The following is a 20,979-nucleotide window of genomic DNA, read 5'->3' as shown; positions in this document are numbered from 1 at the left end:
CGGCCGCTTCGGGCCTGCGGGCACACGGGAAACCCTAACCCATCCGCGGCACCTTGAATCAGCGTGGTTGTCGGCGCGTCGGTGAGCGAAAGGCCGTTCTCCGCCCGCCTGGACCACCTCAATGCCGCTGTCGGCTGCAGCAACTATAGGAACGTCCCGGGCGCAACTAAGGTCGAGTGGATGCCCTCACTCAACCACATGTCATGACAGCAAAGCGACGATGGCCTGCGATGACTGCAGTGCTAGAATCCAGGCTTTCAACATTGACGGTATTTCTCGCGCAATCCAAATGAATAATCGATTCGTCAATCCTTTGCCCGGCGTGCCTGATGTTGAGTCGCCTTTTTTTGACCAGTTATTTGCCGCGAAAGAGACTTCGGCCGAAGTCTTGTCCATAGCATCGCAGCTGCGCGAAAAAGGGTATGCGATTATTGATTTTCCGGATGCCGAATTCAATGCGCGGGCCGAGCGGATCAAGTCGAAATTCTCGACTACGTTCGATTTTGATCACTGGCGCGAAGAACTATGGCACAAGAACGACAGCCTCCGCGTTCAGGACGCGTGGGAATCAGATGCGGATGTTCGGGCAATCGCCACGAATCCCGCTGTTCTGAAACTGCTTGGCGACATATATGGCCGCCGCGCTATTCCATTCCAGACACTAAATTTTCCGGTCGGAACGCAGCAGCCTATCCACAATGACAGCATCCACTTTTCGAGCGTCCCGGAACGTTTCATGTGTGGTGTCTGGGTTGCGCTTGAAGACGTCGATGGGAGCAACGGTGCGCTGGAGTACTACCCGGGCAGCCACAAGTTCCCGACCTATGCGAATGAGCACATGGGCGTGTGCTCGGCTACACAGTACAAACCAACCGGGCACTACCCGCAGTACCTTGATCTGTGGCGTCAACTTATTGCCGCGGCTGGAATTGACGCAAAGACATTCCACGCAAAGAAAGGGCAAGCACTCATATGGGCGGCCAACCTGCTACACGGCGGATCAAAGCAGACGGACCCGGCTCGGACTCGTTGGAGCCAAGTCACGCACTACTACTTCGAAAACTGTGTCTACTACACGCCAGTGGTTTCAGACCCGGCGTTCGGACGCACCTACTACCGGCAGATCAAAGACGCATCTACTGGATTTATTCAGCCGAACGTTTATTCTGGCGTTGAAGTAGACCACGAGGTCATCGAGCGCAGCATGCCAAACGCGTTCGAGCGCTACGTGAAACCGGCGCCGCCCTCTGACTTTGATCCTGCTGGATACCTCCGCCTCAATCCAGATGTCGCTAACGCGGGTGCGGACGCGACCGAGCACTATCTGGAGCATGGCCGGCGCGAAGGGCGCCGCTGGTCATAACATCATTCCGGCGACGGCAGGAGGCTCTTCATTCAAGGCGACGCAGGTAGCGGGGCTTCCATCGATCATCTGACGCCTCGACGGTTCCGAGGTTGGCATAAGCGGATCTTGGGGCGAGTCTTGGTAAGCGATGATCACAGCGTCAGTTGCATCGTTGAATCCGGCAGTGAGAAAGGCCCCGCTACGCTTTGGTAAACGGAAGAATCCAATTCTCGATAAGACAACCGCTGAGACCGAGGCGCCCGAGAAAGCAAAGTGGCATCGCCGACATCGGCGCGAAAAACGCACGCGGCTAAGCTCCCAAGGCGAGGACTAAGTCGAACGGAGTCATCGCGAGCATTCGGATCCATGGTCGATGGAAAAGGATGGGAAGAAATACTGGGGCGGTACGATCAGCTCCAGGTATACGCGCAAGTGAGAGGAAGTGCTCAAGGACATTGAGCAACGCAGCGTGTCCTTCTTGGCGGTTGAATACCTTAGCGAAGTGGCTGATAAGAGCGCGGCTCTGTCTCCAGTGGGCGACAAGAAGATTGGGTGCACGGCTGCCTGCCGAGCAAGATTACGCCTGGTGCCGACAGGTCCCCACGAGCCCGCCGCGCGCTCGTTTCTCATCTCTAACCATCCTTAACAGTGCGCCATTTCGGTCCACCGTATTCTTGCTGGCTGAGAAATCGGGGGATCGCATGAAATATCCGTACGACTTAGTCGCAGGCATCTTGTGTCTCACCATGTCGTTTGTATGCTTGGGTGCGCTACTGCTCGGCTGGCCCAACTCATCGGCTAAGACGCCGCTTCTGGCTCAGAGGTCGACGCGTCTGAACTCGTGGGGATCACCGCCCGTTGCTAGATATACGCCGCGCATGAATTCCGCGCCGGTGGTGTCCCACTGTGGCGAGCCGAAAGTAAGGTCGTCCGAATTCAACTTTCCCTGAGCGCGGCCGGTCAATACCCTTTAGGCGGTGTCGTCGGTTCGGCCAAATGCTCCTACTGCTGTAGCTGGCCTTCGCATACCCAGTGGATATCGTGGACGATCGCTGACCCGTATCTGAATTCGCCAGTCGGGTACAGCACCGAAAAGAAGGTGCGCCGGCGGGCATCAAGACCGAGTTGATGCTGACGCTGAGTTACACCTCGCGATCAATTATCGATGCCCAATGCATTGGCATTCGCCACCACCATTGTCTGAGCTATGATTGTCGACTTACAAAAAATTCCGAGAAACCTATGCTATACCACTTGGACACGTGTTCGGTTTTCCGAGGCTTTCTGATTGTCGACGGATGGTGCGAACACGGCGCGCCGGAGGTTCTGTATCGAGGTGTACCCGTTCCCTCGACAACTCTGTCTATCGCACGTCCGGATGTCGCAGTGGTGCATGGAGGAACTCCCGAAAAGTGGGGCTTCAAGATCGCCGCATCTCTACTGCCTGTCATCGACAATCGCGATCTCTCTCTGCGCTTCGGCGATGTGGTTCTGCAAGCGCCGGGCACGATGCTTGAAGACATGGAGAACGCGCAGTTCAGCAGTATGACGCAGCGGCTGCTGAGCGAATCAAAACCTAGTGACAAGGTTCTGGAGATCGGTTCGCGCGCGCGAAGCGGCAACACAAATCGGCATCTCGTGCACCCAGAGGCCGAGTACTACGGTCTGGACATCGCGGCCGGCTCTAACGTCGACATTGTCGGCGACGCGCATCATCTAAGTCGTCACGTGCGTGGTGGGATTTTCGATACGATCTTCTCGGTGTCGGTCTTCGAACATCTGCTGATGCCGTGGATGGTCGCGCTTGAGATGAACAAGGCTCTTAAGATCGGCGGCCTCGCCTATATCCAGTCGCATCACACGTTCCCTCTGCACGATCAGCCGTGGGATTTTTGGCGCTTCTCCAAGGACGCATGGAACGGCCTGTTCAATGCGCATACCGGTTTCGAGATTGTCGATGCGGGGCGCGCCCTGCGTTGCAGAATTGCGCCCGAGACAACCGCTGTAGCGCACACGCAGCCTGGTCTTGATGACGGGCCCGGTGGTCATCTTCTCAGCGCTTGTCTTGTACGGAAAACAGGCTCGCCGAAAGTCCAATGGGAGGCGGAAGCTAGCGAGGTCTACAACCTTGCATATGATCACGGCGTGCGATAAAAGCATCCGCCCGCAGGATCCTTGTCAGACAATATTGGTATCGGCTTACCCGCCACCCCCACCCCCAATCCCAAACTGTGCACAAACCCCACCACGTAAGCACTGCACACACTGGGGAATGCCTGAGCTTGAGCCGCTCCCGCCGCGCGTCGTAGAATCGTCGCACATCGGTTTGGGGGTCCAGCAATGTGCCTGGCTTCTCGTTGCGATTTCATTCGAATAATGCCGGGCCGCCCGGCGCTTTCGCGACCCGTCTCCCGGGTTGATGCGGGCGTTCGCCGCTCGCTCGCCATCGGCTTCGCGCCATGACCCCGTTGATTTCCGTCAAAAAGCTCAGCAAGAGCTTTCCCGGCGTGCGGGCGCTTCACGACGTTCAGTTCGACCTGGTCGAGGGCGAAGTCCACGCGCTGATGGGCGAAAACGGCGCCGGCAAATCGACGCTGATGAAAATCCTCGCCGGCGTCTACACCCGCGATTCCGGCGAGATTCTCCTCGGTGGACAGCCGGTGGAGTTGCAGAGCCCGCGTGACGCGCAAGCCGCGGGCATCGGCATCATTCATCAGGAACTCCAACTGATGAATCACCTGACGGTCGCCCAGAACATCTTCATCGGCCGCGAGCCTCGCGGGCGGCTTGGTCTCTTTCTCGACGAAGACAAACTCAACGCGAAGGCGCGCGAAATCCTCTCGCGCATGCATGTGAATATCGACCCGCGCGCCATGGTCGGCAACCTCACGGTTGCGAGCCAGCAGATGGTCGAAATCGCCAAGGCTTTGTCGTTCGACTCGCGCGTGCTCATCATGGACGAGCCTACGTCGGCGCTCAACGACGCCGAAATCGCCGAGCTTTTTCGCATCATCCGTGAACTGAAGCAGCGTGGCGTCGGCGTCGTCTATATCTCGCACAAGATGGACGAGCTCAAGCAGATCGCCGATCGCGTCACCGTACTGCGCGACGGAGAGTACGTGGCCACCGTCGCCGCCGCCGACACGAGCGTCGAGGCGATCATCGGCATGATGGTCGGGCGCACCTTGAGCGACGTTGCGCCCGCCGGGCGCGCTGCGTCGCAAGGCGAGATCGCGCTCGAAGTCAGAAACCTCCACGCCGGCCCGCTCGTGCGGGACGTGAGTTTCACGCTGCGCAAGGGCGAGATATTAGGCTTTGCCGGCCTGATGGGCGCGGGCCGGACCGAGGTCGCGCGAGCCGTGTTCGGCGCCGATCCGGTCGAGTCCGGCGAGATCTTCGTGAAAGGCGCGAAGGCCTCGATCAGAACGCCGAGCGACGCCGTCGCGCATGGCATCGGCTATCTGTCGGAGGACCGTAAGCGTTTCGGGCTCGCCACCGGCATGGATGTGGAATCGAACATCGTCATGTCGAACCTGCGCAATTTCCTGTCGCTCAACTTTTTTCTGCGCCGCGCGCGGATGCGCCGCCGCGCGTCCCACTTCATCAATCTGCTCGCGATTCGCACGCCGTCCGCCGCGCAGCAAGTACGGCTGCTGTCGGGCGGCAACCAGCAGAAGATCGTGATCGCGAAGTGGCTGGAGCGCGACTGCGACGTACTGTTCTTCGACGAACCGACGCGCGGCATCGACGTCGGCGCAAAGAGCGAAATCTACAAGCTGCTGCGCTCGCTCGCGGACGAGGGCAAGGCGATCGTGATGATTTCGTCGGAACTGCCGGAGATATTGCGCATGAGCGACCGTGTCGTCGTGATGTGCGAGGGCCGTATCACCGGCGAACTCCCGGCGGAGCAGGCGACCCAGGAGCGCATCATGCATCTGGCCACGCAGCGCCAAACACTGAAAGCGGCGTGAGCCGCGAGAGGACGCTATGACAATGCAACCCGATTCTTCCGCGCTGACCGGCCAGCGGCGCTTAACCGGCCTGAGAGCCCGCATCTTCTCGCCGACTGCTTTGCAGAAGCTGCTCGCCTTCGCAAGCCTGATCCTGTTGCTGGTGTTTTTCAGCTTCGCGTCGCCCGCTTTCATGCAGATGGACAACATCCTCGGCATTCTGCAGGCGACGGCGGTCAACGGAGTTCTCGCGATTGCCTCCACGTTCGTCATCATCACCGGCGGCATCGATCTGTCCGTCGGCACGCTGATGACCTTCACCGCGGTCATTTGCGGCGTGTTTCTCACGTACTGGCATTTGCCGATGTGGCTCGGCGTGCTTGCCGCGATCGGCACGGGCGCGATCTGCGGCACCATTTCGGGCACGCTCACCGCGAAGATGAAAATACCGCCGTTTATCGCGACGCTCGGCATGATGCTGCTGCTCAAGGGGCTCTCGCTTGTCGTGTCGGCCGACAAGCCGATCTATTTCACCGACACCGAAAACTTCTACATGATTTCGCAGGACTCGTTGATCGGTTATCTGGTGCCGAGCCTGCCGATCCCCAACGCAGTGCTGATTCTGTTCTTTCTCGCAATCGTGAGTTCCGTCACGCTCAATCGCACGGCGCTTGGCCGCTACACGTTCGCGCTCGGCAGCAACGAAGAAGCGGTGCGGCTTTCGGGCGTGAACGTCGACAGGTGGAAGATCGCCATTTACGGCCTGGGCGGCGCAATTTGCGGTATTGCGGGGTTGCTGATCGCGTCGCGCCTGAATTCGGCGCAGCCGGCGCTCGGCCAGGGTTACGAGCTCGAAGCGATTGCGGCCGTGGTGATCGGCGGGACCTCGCTTTCGGGCGGCTCGGGCACGATACTCGGCACCATCATCGGCGCATTCATTATGAGCGTGCTGACCAACGGCTTGCGCATCATGTCCGTTGCTCAGGAATGGCAGATCGTGGTGACTGGCCTCATCATCATTCTCGCGGTCTACGCGGACATCTTGCGACGCAGGAAGAGCTGACGCTCGCGACAATATCAACAACGGGAGGCGCCACAAGGCTTCCTGCACAGCTGAAGAAGAAGGGTCCACACCTCAGGAGGAGATATTTCATGTTGAATCGCAAACTATTCGGCGTCGTGATAGGCGTCGGCGCGCTCGTCGGCGGCGCGAATCTCGCAAACGCGGACGAGGTCTACATTCCGCTCATTTCCAAGGGCTTCCAGCACCAGTTCTGGCAGGCGGTCAAGGCAGGCGCCGAACAGGGCGCGAAGGAACACAAGGTCAGAATCACCTTCGAAGGACCGGAGACGGAAGCCATGGTCGACAAGCAGATCGACATGCTGTCGGCAGCGCTCGCGAAAAAACCGCAGGCGCTCGGCATCGCCGCGCTCGACAGCAAGGCGGCCATCCCGCTGCTGCGAAGAGCGCAGGCCGCGAAGATTCCGGTTATTGCGTTCGACTCGGGCGTAGACAGCGACATTCCGCTCACGACCTGCTCGACCGACAATCTTGCCGCCGCCGCGCTCGCTGCCGACAAGATGGCCGAGGCGATCGGCAATGCAGGGGAAGTGGGCGTCATCGTGCACGATCAGACGAGTCGCACGGGCATTGACCGCCGCGACGGTTTCCTCAACGAAATGAAAAGCAAGCATCCGAACGTCAAGATCGTCTCGGTGCAGTACGGCGGCGGGGACCATCTGAAGTCCGCCGAAATCGCCAAGGCGATGATCCAGGCGAATCCGAATCTGAAGGGCATTTTCGGCGCCAATGAGGGTTCGGCGGAAGGCGCGGCTATCGGTGTCAAGGAATCGGGCAAGAAGCTCGTGCTGATCGGCTACGACTCCGGCAAGGAGCAGAAAGACGACATCAACTCCGGGTTGATGGCCGGCGCGATCACGCAGAACCCGATCGGGATCGGTAAATGCGTCGTCGATTCCGCAGTGAAAGCGCTCAAGGGCGAGAAGCTGCCGAAGAAAGTCGACACTGGGTTTTACTGGTACGACAAGAGCAACATGAACGATCCGAAGATCGCCGCAGTGCTCTACGATTGATTGATCGTCGCTTAACGAACTGCCGTCGAGGAGCGTGCTCACATGACCACGATTACCACGCTGTCCGTCAGGGACATCCGGTTTCCGACTTCGCGCTCGCTCGACGGCTCCGATGCGATGAACGCCGCGCCCGATTATTCGGCCACCTACGTGACCCTTGAAACGGATGCGCCGCACGCGCTTACCGGCCATGGGCTGACATTCACGATCGGCCGCGGCAACGAGATCTGCGTGAGGGCGGTGGAGGCGCTCGCTCCGCTCGTCGTCGGTAGAACGCTGGAAGAGATTGCTTCGGACATGGGCGCTTTCTGGCGCATGCTGACCTCGGACAGCCAGTTGCGCTGGATCGGTCCGGACAAGGGCGCGATCCATCTCGCCACGGCTGCGGTCGTCAACGCGGCCTGGGACCTATGGGCAAAGGCGGAAGGCAAGCCGGTTTGGAAACTGCTTGTCGACATGAGCCCGGAAGAACTGGTGCGATGTCTGGACTTCCGCTATGTGACGGACGCGATCACGCCGCAGGAAGCCATCGCGATGCTGCATCGTCACGCAGCCACCAGAAGCGGGCGCGAGAACGAAATGCTCGCGCACGGCTATCCTGCGTACACGACGTCGGCGGGTTGGCTCGGCTATGACGACGACAAGATTCGCCGGCTCGCGCGCGAAGGCGTCGCTCAAGGCTGGACGCATTTCAAGCAGAAGGTCGGCGGCAATCTCGACGAGGACATGCGCCGCGCTCGCATCCTGCGCGAAGAGATCGGCCAGGACCGCAAGCTGATGATGGACGCGAATCAGGTGTGGGATGTGGACGAAGCCATCGCGAACATGCGGCATCTCGCGCAGTTCGACCCGTGGTGGATCGAAGAGCCCACGAGCCCCGACGACATTCTCGGTCACGCGGCGATCCGTCGACGCCTTGCGCCAATCGGTGTAGCGACGGGCGAGCATTGCCATAATCGCGTGATGTTCAAGCAGTTGCTGCAGGCGCACGCAATCGATTTCTGTCAGGTGGACAGTTGCCGTTTGGGCGGCTTGAACGAAGTGATCGTCGTACTGCTGATGGCGGCGAAGTTCGGCGTGCCCGTCTGTCCGCACGCGGGCGGCGTCGGCTTATGCGAGTACGTGCAGCATATTTCGCTGTTCGACTATATCTGCGTGTCGGCGTCGCTCGAAAACCGGGTGCTCGAATATGTGGACCACTTGCATGAGCATTTCGTCGATCCTGTCGTGATCCGCAATGGCCGTTATATGCCGCCGCAGCGGCCGGGCTACAGCATCGAAATGCACGCGGCCTCGCTCGACCAGCACGACTTTCCTAACGGTCCCGTTTGGCGCCCTTGAGCGCGTTGCTGGCCTGGCCGTGTAAACTTGGCGTTCAGCGTTCCGCATTTTCAAGCGGCGCTCATGCAAAGCCACGACCATGCATCAACTGAAATATCTGAGCGGCTATCCGCCCGCATTGCTGGAGAAAGTCAAAAAGCTGATCGCCGACGACCAGCTCGGCGCCTATCTCGCCGCGCGCTATCCGAACTCGCACGAAGTCCAGACGGACCGTGCGCTCTACACGTACTGCGCGGAATTGAAGCGTGAGCATTTGCGCAGCGCGGAGCAGATCGACAAAGTCACTTACGACAGCAAGCTCGACGTAGTGCGTCACGCGCTGGGTCTGCATACCAGCATTTCGCGCGTGCAGGGTGGCAAGCTCAAAGCGAAGAAGGAAATCCGCATCGCGTCGCTATTCAAAACGGCGGCGCCGGAGTTTCTGAAAATGATCGTCGTGCACGAACTCGCGCATCTGAAAGAGAGCGACCACAACAAGGCGTTCTACCGTCTCTGCGAGTTCATGCAGCCGGGTTACCACCAGATCGAATTCGACCTGCGGCTTTACCTGACCCATCGCGAGTCGGCGAAGAGTCAGGCTTGATACGTGCCGCGGTTTATCCAAACGAAAGCGCGCGGCACGTCATGGCCTTCTCAGGCGGCGACCGCTTCAGCCATTTCGACAGCCGACGCCTTCAGCAACACCGGAATGGACTTCGATGTGGGCGTACCCGCACCGTCCGCGACCGACGACAGCGGCACGAGCGGATTTGTCTCCGGGTAGTAAGCGCCGAGGCAACCGCGCGGAATGTCGTATTCGACTAGCAGAAAGCCATCTGCGTGACGTTCGATACCATCGGCCCACACGCTCGTAATGTCCACGCGCTGTCCGGCGGCAAACCCCAGCATCGCGATGTCATCCTTGTTGGCGAACAGCACGCGCCGCTGTCCATACACGCCGCGATAACGGTCGTCGAGGCCGTAGATCGTCGTGTTGTACTGATCGTGTGAGCGGGTCGTCATCAACGTCATCAGGCGTTCGCCGTGCTGTTCTCGTGCGCGATGAATCGGCGTGTCGAGCGCGATGGGATGCACGAGAAACTGCGCCTTGCCGGAGGGCGTTTTCCAGATCCGCTCGCGCGATGCGACGCCCAGGTGGAAGCCGCCCGGGCGCTTGAGCCGCTCGTTGTAATCGTGAAAGCCGTCGATTACTTTCTCGATGCCGTCGCGAATCAGCGAGTAATCCGCGGCGTGCGCGAGCCAATCGACCTTGTCGCTGCCGAGCGTCGCATGCGCCATGCGCGCGACGATCGCGATTTCCGACAGCAGGTTCTCCGACGCCGGTTTGTTCATGCCGTACGAGATGTGCACCATGCTCATCGAATCTTCGACGCTCACGCCTTGCGCAACGCCGTTCTGCAAGTCGATCTCGGTGCGGCCGAGCGTCGGCAGAATCAGCGCGTCGCGGCCATGCACGAGATGGCTGCGGTTGAGCTTCGTCGTGATATGCACGGTCAGATCGCACGAGCGCATGGCTTCCCACGTGCGCGGCGTGTCGGGCGTCGCGATCGAAAAGTTGCCGCCAAGGCCGATGAACACCTTGACCTTGCCATCGAGCATCGCCTGAATCGTATTGACCACGTCGAGCCCATGCTCGCGCGGCGGCTCGAAACGGTAGGCCTCGCCGAGCCGGTCGAGAAACGCCTGCGTCGGCTTCTCTTCGATGCCCACGGTACGGTCGCCCTGTACGTTCGAGTGTCCGCGCACCGGGCACAGGCCCGCGCCGCGCCGGCCGATATTGCCGCGCATCATCATCAGGTTCGACAGCAGCTGTACCGTCGGCACCGAGTTCTTGTGCTGTGTGAGGCCCATGCCCCACGTCGAGATTACCGCGCGGCCCTTCACGTAGATGTCGGCGAGCTTCAGCACGTCCTCGAACGGCACGCCTGCTTCGGCGACGATGGTCTCCCAGCTTTCCGCGCGCAGATCTTCGGCAAATGCCTCGAAGCCGACCGTATGTTCGGCGATGAACGCGACGTCGAGCACGCGTTCCAGCCCGGAAGCCTGAGCCTCGTCATCCAGTTCGATCACGCGCTTGGCCACGCCTTTGATGAGCGCGAAGTCGCCGCCGACCTTCGGGCGGATGAACACGGAGCTGATCTTCGTGCTGCCCATCGTCAGCATTTCCACTGGATGCTGCGGGCTCGCAAAACGCTCGAGTCCGCGTTCTTTCAGCGGATTGATCGACACGATCGTCGCGCCGCGCTTTGCGCACTCGCGCAGTTCACCGAGCATCCGCGGATGGTTGGTCGCGGGGTTCTGGCCGAAGATCAGCAGCGTGTCGGCATGTTCGAAGTCGTCGAGCGTCACCGTGCCCTTGCCGATGCCCACGGTGTGAGGCAGGCCGCGGCTCGTCGCTTCGTGGCACATGTTCGAGCAATCGGGGAAATTGTTGGTGCCGTACATCCGGACGAACAACTGGTACAGGAACGCTGCTTCGTTGCTCGCGCGGCCGGACGTATAGAACGCTGCCTCATTCGGGTCGTCGAGACGCTGCAGATGGCTCGCGATCAGATCGAACGCTTCGTCCCAGCCGATCGGCACGTAGCGGTCGCGCATCGCGTCATAGACGAGCGGGTCGGTCAGGCGGCCGTGCTGCTCCAACTCGAAGTCGGACTGCGTCATCAGTTCGGCGACGGTGTGCTCCGCGAAGAACGCGGGCGTCACGCGCTTGCTGGTTGCCTCGGCGGCCACCGCTTTTACACCGTTCTCGCAAAACTCGAACGTGGATGCATGCTCGCGGTCGGGCCATGCACAGCCGGGGCAGTCGAAGCCGTCAGGTTGATTCTGTTTGAGCAGCGTGCGGTAGTTGCCGCCCGTCACCTTTTCCTTGATCAGGTTGATGGCGACGTACTTGAGCGCGCCCCAGCCCGCTGCCGGATGCTTGTATGGCTCGATTCGAGGTTCGCTGCCGGATTCGCTGCGTGTGTCGGTTTTTTTCATGATGTTGCCGCGCGTGGTCGTGTCATGGCTTTTCGGGCCGATGTTCCAAGACTACTGTGTTCCAATCGCACTGCAGCATACAGAAAATCAAAAAGGGAAGGGATACAGTTGCTCGCGATTTGTCATAGACTGGCGTCTCAAACCATCCAGTTCCTTGAGCCACGTCCTTGAAACTGTACGAAAAGCTCGCCGATGAAATCACCGAAGCCGTGCGCCGGGGCGTGTTCGCCGCGGGTGAGCGGATTCCTTCGGTGCGGCAGGCGAGCCAGCAGCATGGCGTGAGCATCAAGACGGTGCTGCATGCGTACGCGTTGCTGGAGAGCCGCGGCATTGTCGAGACGCGCCCGCAGTCCGGATACTTCGTGCGCGAAGCCGCGCTGCACGCGTTTCGGCCCGAGACCCGGCGGGCGGGCGGCAAGCCTGCCGCGCTGGTCGCGCCCGTTGCCGCGGAAGTCGACGTGAGCCGCCTCGTTCTGTCGACGCTTCGTAGCATTCGCGCGCACGACGCCGTCCCGTTTGGCTCGCCGTATCCCGATCCATCGCTATTTCCGTGGCGGCGCATCAATCAGTACGCGAACGCGATTGCGCGCCGTCAGGCGAGCTGGAACCTGATCGACGATCTGCCGCCCGGCAACCCGGAGCTGATCCGGCAGATCGCCCGGCGCTATACCGAGAACGGCATGCCGGTCGATCCGGACGAGATCGTCATCACGCTCGGCGCCACCGAGGCGATCAACTTGAGCCTGCAGGCGGTCGCCAAGCCGGGCGACACAGTGGCCGTCGAATCGCCGACTTACTACGCGATGCTGCACGCGATCGAGCGTCTCGGTATGCGCGCTATCGAGGTAGCGACGCATCCGGTCGACGGAATCGACATCGACGCACTCGCACAGGTCATCGAGCGGCAGAAGATCGCCGCCTGCATGGTGATGCCGAATTTCCAGAATCCGCTCGGTTTCCAGATGCCGGATGCGCGCAAGCGGCAACTCGTCGAATTGCTCGCCGCGCATCAGATTCCGGTGATCGAGAACGACGTTTATCAGGAGTTGTATTTCGGCGAGACGCGGCCGTCGGCATTGAAAAGCTTCGACACGCAAGGGCTCGTGCTGCATTGCGCGTCGTTTTCGAAGAGCCTCACGGCGTCGTACCGGATAGGCTGGGCGTTGCCGGGGCGTTATCGTGCGCAGGTCGAGAAGCTGAAGTTTTTGAACACGCTGACTACGCCTTCCGTGCCGCAGGTCGCGGTCGCCGATTATCTGCGGCAGGATGCATACGACCGGCATCTGCGGCATGTTCGCAAGGTCTACCGGCAGCAGGCGAGCATCATGACCGCGCTGGTGCGGCGTTTCTTTCCTGCCGGCACCCGTATCTCGACGCCGCAAGGCGGCTATGTGTTGTGGGTGGAGTTGCCCGAGCGTGTCGATTCGATGCGCCTTTATCAGGCGGCGCTCGCGCGCAGCATTACGGTCGGCCCGGGCATGATGTTTTCGACGCGCAACGATTTTCGCCATTTCATCCGGCTTAATTACAGCTACCCGTGGACTGCGCAAACGGAGGCGGCGTTGAAGACACTGGGCGAACTGGTGACGCAGATGGCGTGAAGCGCTTGCACGCGTTGGTGTAGCAGAGCTTGACAGACAAAAACAGTAAGAAGGAGACACGAATGGATGACGATGAAATCGACCCGGTGCTGATCGCCGTGCTGGGGCAGCTTTGGCGCGCGCATCGAGAAAGCTTGGGAGACGCGAGGCCTCGCCGCGAGACGCGCAGCGGCGCGTGGTCGTTAGCACGGCTCTCCAAGCAGGCCAACGTGCCGATGAGCGCGCTTCGGCGGCAGTTGACGGTGCTCGTCGACAGCGGTCTGGTGGAGACGACTTTCGACGAGGAGGGCGCCGGCACCGCGCGTCTGAGCGACAGCGGCCGGGAGGTGTGCGCGGAGCTGTTCGGCGAGAGCGGTGCCGCGGGCGATGACGGGGCGCCCGACCGCGACGACACGTCGCCGCCGAGCCTTCACTAGTTAATCGCGCCGCGCGCAATACCGGTTCCGTTATACACGGGATAACAGCGAATAATTTTTCCTCTGAAATTGACCTCGGAATATGGCCCCCTATGCTGGAGGCCTGCCCGCACCAACGGGCGCCAGGCGAACCCCTTAATCGATTTCGGAGAATTCATGAAAACAACGCTGGCGCGAGCGCTGCATCGATCATTGCGTATCAAGACTGCCCGGACCGCGCTCGTTGCGGCATGTGCCGCAACCGTCGGCCTCAGCCTCGGTTTTGCTGCGACGGCAGCGTCGGCGGCCACCGCGCAGCCTGTCGGCATTGCGTTTGTCTACCTCGGCAATCCCGGCGACGCCGGCTGGACCTATGCGCACGAACAGGGCGTAAAAGAGGTCGAGGCAAAGTTTGGCGACAAGATCAAGGTGACACGCATCGAGAACGTGCCCGAGTCCGCAGACTCTGAGCGCGTGTTCCGCGATCTCGCGTCGAAGGGCAACAAGATCGTGGTGGGATCGAGCTTCGGCTTCCAGGACTTCGAACTGAAAGTCGCCAAAGACTTCCCGGACACGGTGTTCGAACACGCGACCGGCTACAAGAAAGCGGCCAACTTCGCGACGTACGACGTGCGCACCTACCAGAGCGCCTATCTCGCCGGGCTCGTCGCCGGTTACACGACGAAGTCGAACACGCTTGGCTTCGTGGGCTCGGTGCCGGTGCCGGAAGTGGTGCGCAACATCAACGCTTTCACGATGGGCGCGCGCTCCGTGAACCCGAAGGTGCGCGTCAAGGTCGTGTGGATCAATAGCTGGTTCGATCCGGGCCGCGAGAAGCAGGCCGCCGAAACGCTGATCGGCCAGGGCGCGGACGTTCTCATCCAGAACACGGATTCGACGGCGACCATGCAGACCGCCGAGCAGAAGAAGGTGCACGCGTTCGGCTGGGATTCGAACATGAAGAAGTTCGGGCCCAACGCGCAACTGGGCGCGTGCGTGAGCAACTGGGGCGTGTATTACACGTATCTGGTGCAGCAGGTCATGGCGGGCACATGGAACAACGCGCCGGTGTGGTGGGGCCTGAAAGAGAAGGCGATCGATCTCGCCGATATCAACACCGAAGCGGTGTCGCCTACTGCGCAGAAGGCGTTGAGCCAGAAGCGCGATGACATCATCTCGGGCAAGTTCAATCCGTTCGCCGGGCCGATCGTGGATCAGTCCGGGGCGGTGAAGGTTGCGGCGGGCAAGTCGCTGAGCGACGCGGAGCTGCTGCGTTTGAACTGGTTCGTGCAGGGCGTCGACGGCTCGCTGCCGAAGTAACGCGAACTGCATCGATCCTCCCAGCCTGCCGACAGTAGAGAAGGAGTACACCCGTGAGTCTGACTGTTCCGAGCGCGGAGATGAGCGCAACAGCCGGCGCCGATGCGGCGGGCTTTCCGCCGCAAGGTTTGACGCCCACGCACGAGCAGATCGTGCGGCATCTGCGGCATTCGAGCCGGATCGCCGAGCGTGCGACGCTGCTCGGGCATCACCCGTTCGGCGCGGTGCTGGTCGGCCCGGACCAGGAAACCGTGTTGATGGAGCAGGGCAACGTCGACACCGTGAACCATGCGGAGTCGGTGCTCGCTCGCGTGGCGGCGCTCAACTTCACACCCGCTTACTTGTGGAGCTGCACGCTGTACACGTCGGTCGAGCCGTGTTGCATGTGCGCGGGCACGATGTATTGGGCGAACATCGGCCGGGTGGTGTTCGGCATGACGGAGAAGCGTCTGCTGGAGGCGACCGGCGATCACGCGGAGAATCCGACCATGAGCGTCGATTGCCGGTATGTCTTCGATCACTGTCAGAAGCGCGTCGAAGTGATCGGCCCGGTCGCCGAAGTCGAGTCCGAGGTAATGGACGTGCAGCGCAGGTTCTGGAATAGCCGCTAGCTCCGCTCCAGCATCGCGATGCCGCAGAACCAGTCGCCGCCATGCGGCCGGTATTTCCACCGGCCGTCGTTCTGCTTGATGACGCTCGGGCACTGCTCGCCGATCGCGATTCCAGGATTCGCGGCCGTGCATTGACGCATTGCCGTTTCGACGTTAGGACTCGCAGGCACGGACGGCTTGCGTGAGCGCTCCGGGGGCGCGGACTTGAGCGCGGGCTTGAGCGCATCGGCAGGTTCCAGGGGTTGCGCCAGCGCAGGCGGCGCGCCCGTCGGGAGGCTCGCCAGCAACTGCTGAAGCTCGTCGATACGTGTTGCGTACCACGTGCCGAGACACGCCGCGTCCCGGCAATTGGTCTCGCGCCAGGCCCATTTGCTGTCGCTGTCGGCGATAAAGCCGCGCCGATCCGGCGCTCGTCGGCGCGCTTTCCAGTAGAGCTGCCCAAGCGTGTCGTCCAGACGCGACAACGCCGTGTCGCTGCAGATCATCTTCTCGGTGAAGGATTGACCCTTCGTGCAGTTGAAACTTGCGGCCTGAACGGGCGAATGCGCGATCAGCAGCGCGGCGATCAGAACGGAGCGGACGATTTTCATGACGATTCCCGCGATGCATGGTTTTTCATGCAACGGATGATCGTCCGATCCCGTGCGATCGAGACGCCGGAAAAACGCGGCACTTACCGCGAGTGATTACCAGATGTTGCCTCGCGCGGGTTCGCCCGACACTCCGGATCGCGCAATGCAGGACAAACGGAAGCACGCCCGGCGGACATCTTCACGTTTGGCGGGTATACCCTGATGCGCTGCTTACGCTTTCTTGCCGATGTTGGGTTGGGGGGCGCATATATGAACCGCGAAGCGACATCACGCATGGACGTAGGAGCGACGCCCGATGCCGGCCATTACCGGCCGGATCTGGCCGAAGAGGTGTTGGCGTCGGAGCGTAGCGTGTTGCGGCTGATCACGCGCAATACGCCGTTGCCGGAATTGCTGGAAGAAGTTTGCCACCGCGCGGAAGCGCTGCTGGGCGGGGGCGCGTCGTGCTCGATCCTGCTGCTCGACGACGACGGCGTCCACGTGAAGATGGGCGCCGCGCCGTCGTTGCCGGCGGAATTCAGCACGGCGATCGACGGCGTGCCGATCGGTCCGAGCGCGGGCTCTTGCGGCACCGCGATGTACGAGCGGCGGCTGGTGGTAGTCGAGGACATCGAGACGGATTCGCTATGGGCGGACTTCCGCGCGCTTGCGTTGCCGCACGGCTTGCGCGCGTGCTGGTCGGTGCCGTTCGAGAACGACGCCGGCGCCGTGCTGGGCGCGTTCGCCGTCTATCATCGCGAGCCGCGCCGTCCTACCGCGCAGGAAGAGACGATGCTGCGCGACATCAGCCGCAGCGTCGGGCTTGCCGTGCATCAGGACGCGATGGCGCAGCGGCTTGCGAACAGCGAGGAGCACCACCGGCTGGTCGTCGATCATCTGATCGAGGGCATTGTCGTGCAGTCTCGCTCGGGCGTCGTGCTGGCCTGCAATCCGAGCGCGCAACGCATGTTGCGCACCGGTCCGCAGATCGTCGGACGCAGCATCCGCACGGTGATGGTGCGTGGCTTTCACGAGGACGGCTCGCCCGTGGCCGAGCATGAGCGGCCTGTCGCGCAGGTGCTTGCGAGCGGCCAGCCGATGCTCGGCGTCACACTGGCGCTCGAACTGGTGAACGGCGAAGTGATCTGGGTCACCGAGAACGTCGTGCCAATTCTGAAGCCAGGCGAGAGCAAGCCCGACTCCGTACTGATCTCGTTCACCGACATCGGCCCGGTGCGCGAGGCGCAGCGCCAGTTGAAATTTCTCGCGACGCGCGATTCCCTCACCGGGCTCTACAACCGGGCCTATCTGACGGAGCGCATGAACAGCCTGTTCGCACCCGGCAACCCGAATTACAGCGGCGAGCTTACGAGCGTTGCCGTGCTGTTCGTCGATCTCGACGGATTCAAGAAGGTCAACGACACGGCCGGTCATGAGGCCGGCGACGCGTTACTGAGACGGGTCGCCGAGCGGCTTGCCGGCTGCGTCGGCCCGGACGATACACTCGCGCGCGTGGGCGGCGACGAGTTCGTGATCGTGGTGAGCGCCTGCGAATGCAACGAGCAGATAGTCGGCCTCGCGCGTCGCATCCTCGGGGAAATCGCGGTGCCGTTCGCGGTGGCGGACAACGAGTACTACCTGGGCGCGTCGATTGGCATCAGCCGCTTTCCCGAAGACGGCCAGGACGCTCCTACGCTGATGCGCAACGCCGACTCGGCGATGTATCACGCGAAACAGCGCGGGCGCAACAACTTCCAGTTCTTCACGGCGGAGCTCAATCAGCAACTGCAACGCCGGTTCCTGATCGAGCAGTCGCTGCGCCGCGCGCTCGCCGCCCACGAGCTCAGTCTCGTGTATCAGCCGATCGTCGATAGTCACGCCGGCCGGACCATCGGCGCGGAGGCACTGCTGCGCTGGTACAACAGCGAGCTTGGCAATGTCTCGCCGGCCGAGTTCATTCCGGTTGCGGAAGACGCGGGACTGATCGTCGAGATCGGCGACTGGGTGCTCGCCCGTGCCTGCGAGCAGGCGGCGCAATGGCGGCGCACGCTCGCGCCGGATCTGATCGTCGCGGTGAATCTGTCGCCGCGCCAGTTCAACGACGGTCTGGTGGAGCGGATCAGGCGCTGTCTGGACCACTCCGGGCTTGAGCCGGCGGCGCTCGAACTGGAAATCACCGAGCGGCTTCTGATGAGCGACAGCGACACCGTGCTGCCCATGCTGCTTGCGTTGAGCGCGACGGGCGTGCGTATTTCCGTCGACGACTTCGGCACCGGCTATTCGTCGCTGTCGTATCTGAAACGCTTTCCGTTGCACAACCTGAAGATAGACCGGTCGTTCGTGGCGGGCTTGCCCGATCATCGCGATTCGATCGCGATCACGCAGGCCGTGGTGGCCATGGCGCACTCGCTTGGTATGAACGTCACCGCGGAAGGCGTGGAGACGCCCGAGCAGGCCGCATTCCTTCGTTCGATCGATTGCGACAAACAGCAGGGTTATCTGTACAGCCGGCCAGTGGGAGCGAGCGCGTATGCACGCGCGTTGGCGGATGTGTATGCGGCGACGTGATCCGCTCGCCGCGTTGGCGTATGTCGCGAGGGTTCTCAATCCGCGAGGATCGGCAGCGTGACATAACCGCGCTGAAGACTGGGCGTAAGATGCAACGACCTGCATCTGAGCCCCAGGAGACTTGCGATGGCACAGCACTTCGACGCGGTTGTGATCGGCACGGGACAGGGCGGCGCGCCGCTCGCCGTGCGTCTTGGCAAAAGCGGCCGCCGCACGGCGGTCATTGAACGCGCGGCGTTCGGCGGGACCTGTGTGAACGTCGGCTGCACGCCGACTAAGGCGTACGTGGCGAGCGCCCGCGCGGCGCACGTGGCGCGCCATGCGGCGAGGCTCGGCGTGCATATCGGCGGCGCGGTCGGTGTGGATATGGCGGCGGTCAAGGCGCGCAAGGACAAGATCGTGGGCCAGTCGCACGACGGCGTGGAGGCCTGGCTGCGGGGCGCCAGGAACCTCACGGTATTCAACGGCCATGCGCGCTTCACCGGGCCGCACACGCTTGCCGTCAGCGGGCCAGACGGAGGCGTGCTGAACGAACTGAGCGCGGACGAGATTTTCCTCAATACGGGCACGCGCGCCGTGGTGCCGCCGCTTGAAGGGATCGAGCGAGCCCGCTATTACACCAACTCGAGTCTGCTTGAGATCACGGAGTTGCCAAGCCGGCTCGTGATTGTTGGGGGAAGTTATATCGCGCTCGAATTCGCGCAGGTGTTTCGCCGCTTCGGCAGCGAAGTGACGGTGCTGGTGCGCGGCGATCGTGTGCTCACGCGCGAGGACGCCGACTTTGCGGAGTCGGTGCAGAGCGTGCTGGCGCGTGAGGGCGTGGAGTTCCGTTTCGGAGTGCAGCCTTCGCGCGTGGAGCCGCATCCGCATCGCGAGAATGAAGTGTGTATCGGCTTCGAGCAGAATGTTCCCGCGCTGGAGGCGTCGCACCTGCTGTTCGCAACCGGCCGCAAACCGAATACCGACGATCTCGGTCTTGCCGCAGCCGGCATCGAAACCGACCGGCATGGCACGATTCCCGTGGACGGCCAGTTGCGCACCAACGTGCCGGGCGTATGGGCGATCGGCGACATCAACGGGCGAGGCGCATTTACGCATACGTCCTACGACGATTATCAGATCGTCGCGGCCAATCTGTTCGATGGCGGCACGCGCACTGTCGACAAACGGATCATGGCGTACGCGGTGTTCGTGGACCCGCCGCTCGCGCGCGTGGGCCTTTCCGAAGACGACGTGCGCAAGAGCGGCCGCGACGCGTTGATCGCGACCATGCCGATGTCGCGCGTGGGCCGCGCTCGCGAGCGCGGCGAGACCGACGGTTTCATGAAGGTGCTTGCCGACCCGCACACCCGGCAGATTCTCGGCGCGGCGATCCACGGTATAGAAGGCGACGAGGCGATCCATACCATCATCGACATCATGACGGCGGGCGCGCCGTATCCCACCTTGCAATACGCGATGCACATTCACCCGACCATCAGCGAACTGGTGCCGACTTTGCTCGACGGTCTGAAGCCGCTGAAGTAACGCGAGCGCGGCGCGCGTCGACAAAGCGTCGCGCCATCGCGGATAATCGCCCCGCATTCAATCGCATTCAATCGCATTCATTCGAGGAACAGCCGATGGGCAAGGGACGTGTCGAAGCCTTCAGCGATGGCGTGATCGCCATCATCATCACGATCATGGTGCTGGAAATCAAGGTACCGGAAGGCTTCGATCTCGCCGCACTGACTCCGCTCGTGCCGGTATTCGCCGCCTATGTGCTGAGCTTCATCTACGTGGGCATTTACTGGAACAATCATCATCACATGTTCCATGCGGTGCAAAGGGTCAACGGCGGCGTGCTGTGGGCCAATCTGCATCTGCTGTTCTGGCTGTCGCTGCTTCCCGCGGTCACGCATTGGGTCGGCGAAAATCATCTGGCCTCGTGGCCGACCGCCATGTACGGCGTCGTGCTGTTCATGTCGGCCATCGCGTACTTCATCCTGACGCGCACGCTGATCCGTGCGCACGGTCGTGACTCGACGCTCGCAAAAGCGGTGGGCAACGACATCAAAGGGAAAGTGTCGGTGGCGATTTATCTGGCGGGCATTGCGCTCGCGTTCGTCGCACCGTGGATTTCGGCGGCGCTCTACGCGCTTGCTGCGGCATGGTGGCTCGTGCCGGACCGGCGCATCGAGCATGTGATGGAAGCCTGAGC

16 protein-coding genes are annotated in these 20,979 nt (G+C 61.7%); 14 read left to right on the top strand and 2 right to left on the bottom strand.

Going from position 1 to position 20,979, the window contains the following annotated elements; translation table 11 throughout:
• Positions 1-289: 289 nt before the first annotated feature.
• The 7 genes from ACTJLB_RS10225 to ACTJLB_RS10195 all read left to right on the top strand — a co-directional run bounded on the left by ACTJLB_RS10225 (position 290) and on the right by ACTJLB_RS10195 (position 9,313).
• Complete coding sequence (locus tag ACTJLB_RS10225) at positions 290-1,363, top strand: phytanoyl-CoA dioxygenase family protein (RefSeq protein WP_440783172.1); 1,074 nt, start codon at positions 290-292, stop codon at positions 1,361-1,363.
• A 1,368-nt stretch (positions 1,364-2,731) separates the two neighbouring features.
• Complete coding sequence (locus tag ACTJLB_RS10220; RefSeq protein WP_440783171.1) at positions 2,732-3,499, top strand: class I SAM-dependent methyltransferase; 768 nt, start codon at positions 2,732-2,734, stop codon at positions 3,497-3,499.
• Between the two features lie 305 nt (positions 3,500-3,804).
• On the top strand, positions 3,805-5,316 hold the full coding sequence (locus ACTJLB_RS10215; RefSeq protein WP_020065451.1) for a sugar ABC transporter ATP-binding protein: 1,512 nt from the start codon (positions 3,805-3,807) through the stop codon (positions 5,314-5,316).
• 16 nt (positions 5,317-5,332) lie between these two features.
• Positions 5,333-6,358, top strand: a complete 1,026-nt coding sequence (locus tag ACTJLB_RS10210) for an ABC transporter permease (protein WP_087752586.1) — start codon at positions 5,333-5,335, stop codon at positions 6,356-6,358.
• A gap of 89 nt (positions 6,359-6,447) precedes the next feature.
• Positions 6,448-7,389, top strand: a complete 942-nt coding sequence (locus ACTJLB_RS10205) for an ABC transporter substrate-binding protein (protein ID WP_440783170.1) — start codon at positions 6,448-6,450, stop codon at positions 7,387-7,389.
• Positions 7,390-7,431: 42 nt separating this feature from the next.
• A complete protein-coding gene (locus tag ACTJLB_RS10200; RefSeq protein ID WP_440783169.1) occupies positions 7,432-8,730 on the top strand; it encodes an L-fuconate dehydratase in 1,299 nt (432 codons plus the stop codon).
• A 79-nt stretch (positions 8,731-8,809) separates the two neighbouring features.
• Positions 8,810-9,313: a M48 metallopeptidase family protein gene (locus tag ACTJLB_RS10195; protein WP_020065455.1), complete on the top strand. Its 504-nt coding sequence runs from the start codon at positions 8,810-8,812 to the stop codon at positions 9,311-9,313.
• 50 nt (positions 9,314-9,363) lie between these two features.
• Here the strand turns inward: ACTJLB_RS10195 and ACTJLB_RS10190 are convergent, their stop codons facing one another.
• Entirely contained in the window at positions 9,364-11,712 is a 2,349-nt protein-coding gene (locus ACTJLB_RS10190; RefSeq protein ID WP_440783168.1) for an FdhF/YdeP family oxidoreductase, read from the bottom strand.
• A 167-nt stretch (positions 11,713-11,879) separates the two neighbouring features.
• On the opposite strand from ACTJLB_RS10190, the gene ACTJLB_RS10185 reads away from it, so the two are divergent.
• The 4 genes from ACTJLB_RS10185 (at position 11,880) to ACTJLB_RS10170 (ending at position 15,639) form a co-directional block, all read left to right on the top strand.
• On the top strand, positions 11,880-13,313 hold the full coding sequence (locus tag ACTJLB_RS10185) for an aminotransferase-like domain-containing protein (protein WP_408171015.1): 1,434 nt from the start codon (positions 11,880-11,882) through the stop codon (positions 13,311-13,313).
• Positions 13,314-13,375: 62 nt separating this feature from the next.
• Complete coding sequence (locus ACTJLB_RS10180; RefSeq protein ID WP_440783167.1) at positions 13,376-13,729, top strand: ArsR family transcriptional regulator; 354 nt, start codon at positions 13,376-13,378, stop codon at positions 13,727-13,729.
• Positions 13,730-13,885: 156 nt separating this feature from the next.
• The gene (locus ACTJLB_RS10175; protein ID WP_020065459.1) at positions 13,886-15,028 is read left to right on the top strand and encodes a BMP family ABC transporter substrate-binding protein; all 1,143 of its coding nucleotides are present in this window, start codon (positions 13,886-13,888) and stop codon (positions 15,026-15,028) included.
• Between the two features lie 80 nt (positions 15,029-15,108).
• Positions 15,109-15,639 (top strand): nucleoside deaminase, encoded by a 531-nt coding sequence (locus ACTJLB_RS10170; RefSeq protein ID WP_020065460.1) that lies wholly within the window; start codon positions 15,109-15,111, stop codon positions 15,637-15,639.
• Here ACTJLB_RS10170 and ACTJLB_RS10165 read toward each other — a convergent pair.
• Entirely contained in the window at positions 15,636-16,229 is a 594-nt protein-coding gene (locus ACTJLB_RS10165) for a lysozyme inhibitor LprI family protein (RefSeq protein ID WP_440783165.1), read from the bottom strand. The genes ACTJLB_RS10170 and ACTJLB_RS10165 overlap by 4 nt on opposite strands.
• Before the next feature lie 252 nt (positions 16,230-16,481).
• On the opposite strand from ACTJLB_RS10165, the gene ACTJLB_RS10160 reads away from it, so the two are divergent.
• The 3 genes from ACTJLB_RS10160 (at position 16,482) to ACTJLB_RS10150 (ending at position 20,977) form a co-directional block, all read left to right on the top strand.
• Positions 16,482-18,779 carry a putative bifunctional diguanylate cyclase/phosphodiesterase gene (locus ACTJLB_RS10160; protein WP_408171019.1) on the top strand — a complete coding sequence of 766 codons (2,298 nt, stop codon included), beginning with the start codon at positions 16,482-16,484 and terminating at the stop codon, positions 18,777-18,779.
• Positions 18,780-18,905: 126 nt separating this feature from the next.
• Positions 18,906-20,306, top strand: coding sequence for an FAD-containing oxidoreductase (locus tag ACTJLB_RS10155; protein WP_440783164.1), 1,401 nt, complete (start codon positions 18,906-18,908; stop codon positions 20,304-20,306).
• Positions 20,307-20,401: 95 nt separating this feature from the next.
• On the top strand, positions 20,402-20,977 hold the full coding sequence (locus ACTJLB_RS10150; RefSeq protein ID WP_087752577.1) for a TMEM175 family protein: 576 nt from the start codon (positions 20,402-20,404) through the stop codon (positions 20,975-20,977).
• Positions 20,978-20,979: the final 2 nt, after the last annotated feature.

Origin of the sequence: Paraburkholderia sp. 22098, from assembly GCF_052045935.1 — a bacterium.
In the GTDB taxonomy this organism is placed as follows: domain Bacteria; phylum Pseudomonadota; class Gammaproteobacteria; order Burkholderiales; family Burkholderiaceae; genus Paraburkholderia; species Paraburkholderia caledonica.
Note: the sequence above shows the minus strand (reverse complement) of the source record. Positions and strands in the feature narration are given on the sequence as shown.

Coding starts and splice junctions, on each gene's coding strand:
- ACTJLB_RS10225 (WP_440783172.1), top strand. CDS start 290: ATGAATAATCGATTCGTCAATCCTTTGCCCGGCGTGCCTGATGTTGAG.
- ACTJLB_RS10215 (WP_020065451.1), top strand. CDS start 3,805: ATGACCCCGTTGATTTCCGTCAAAAAGCTCAGCAAGAGCTTTCCCGGC.
- ACTJLB_RS10210 (WP_087752586.1), top strand. CDS start 5,333: ATGACAATGCAACCCGATTCTTCCGCGCTGACCGGCCAGCGGCGCTTA.
- ACTJLB_RS10205 (WP_440783170.1), top strand. CDS start 6,448: ATGTTGAATCGCAAACTATTCGGCGTCGTGATAGGCGTCGGCGCGCTC.
- ACTJLB_RS10200 (WP_440783169.1), top strand. CDS start 7,432: ATGACCACGATTACCACGCTGTCCGTCAGGGACATCCGGTTTCCGACT.
- ACTJLB_RS10195 (WP_020065455.1), top strand. CDS start 8,810: ATGCATCAACTGAAATATCTGAGCGGCTATCCGCCCGCATTGCTGGAG.
- ACTJLB_RS10190 (WP_440783168.1), bottom strand. CDS start 11,712: ATGAAAAAAACCGACACACGCAGCGAATCCGGCAGCGAACCTCGAATC.
- ACTJLB_RS10180 (WP_440783167.1), top strand. CDS start 13,376: ATGGATGACGATGAAATCGACCCGGTGCTGATCGCCGTGCTGGGGCAG.
- ACTJLB_RS10175 (WP_020065459.1), top strand. CDS start 13,886: ATGAAAACAACGCTGGCGCGAGCGCTGCATCGATCATTGCGTATCAAG.
- ACTJLB_RS10170 (WP_020065460.1), top strand. CDS start 15,109: ATGAGCGCAACAGCCGGCGCCGATGCGGCGGGCTTTCCGCCGCAAGGT.
- ACTJLB_RS10165 (WP_440783165.1), bottom strand. CDS start 16,229: ATGAAAATCGTCCGCTCCGTTCTGATCGCCGCGCTGCTGATCGCGCAT.
- ACTJLB_RS10160 (WP_408171019.1), top strand. CDS start 16,482: ATGAACCGCGAAGCGACATCACGCATGGACGTAGGAGCGACGCCCGAT.
- ACTJLB_RS10155 (WP_440783164.1), top strand. CDS start 18,906: ATGGCACAGCACTTCGACGCGGTTGTGATCGGCACGGGACAGGGCGGC.
- ACTJLB_RS10150 (WP_087752577.1), top strand. CDS start 20,402: ATGGGCAAGGGACGTGTCGAAGCCTTCAGCGATGGCGTGATCGCCATC.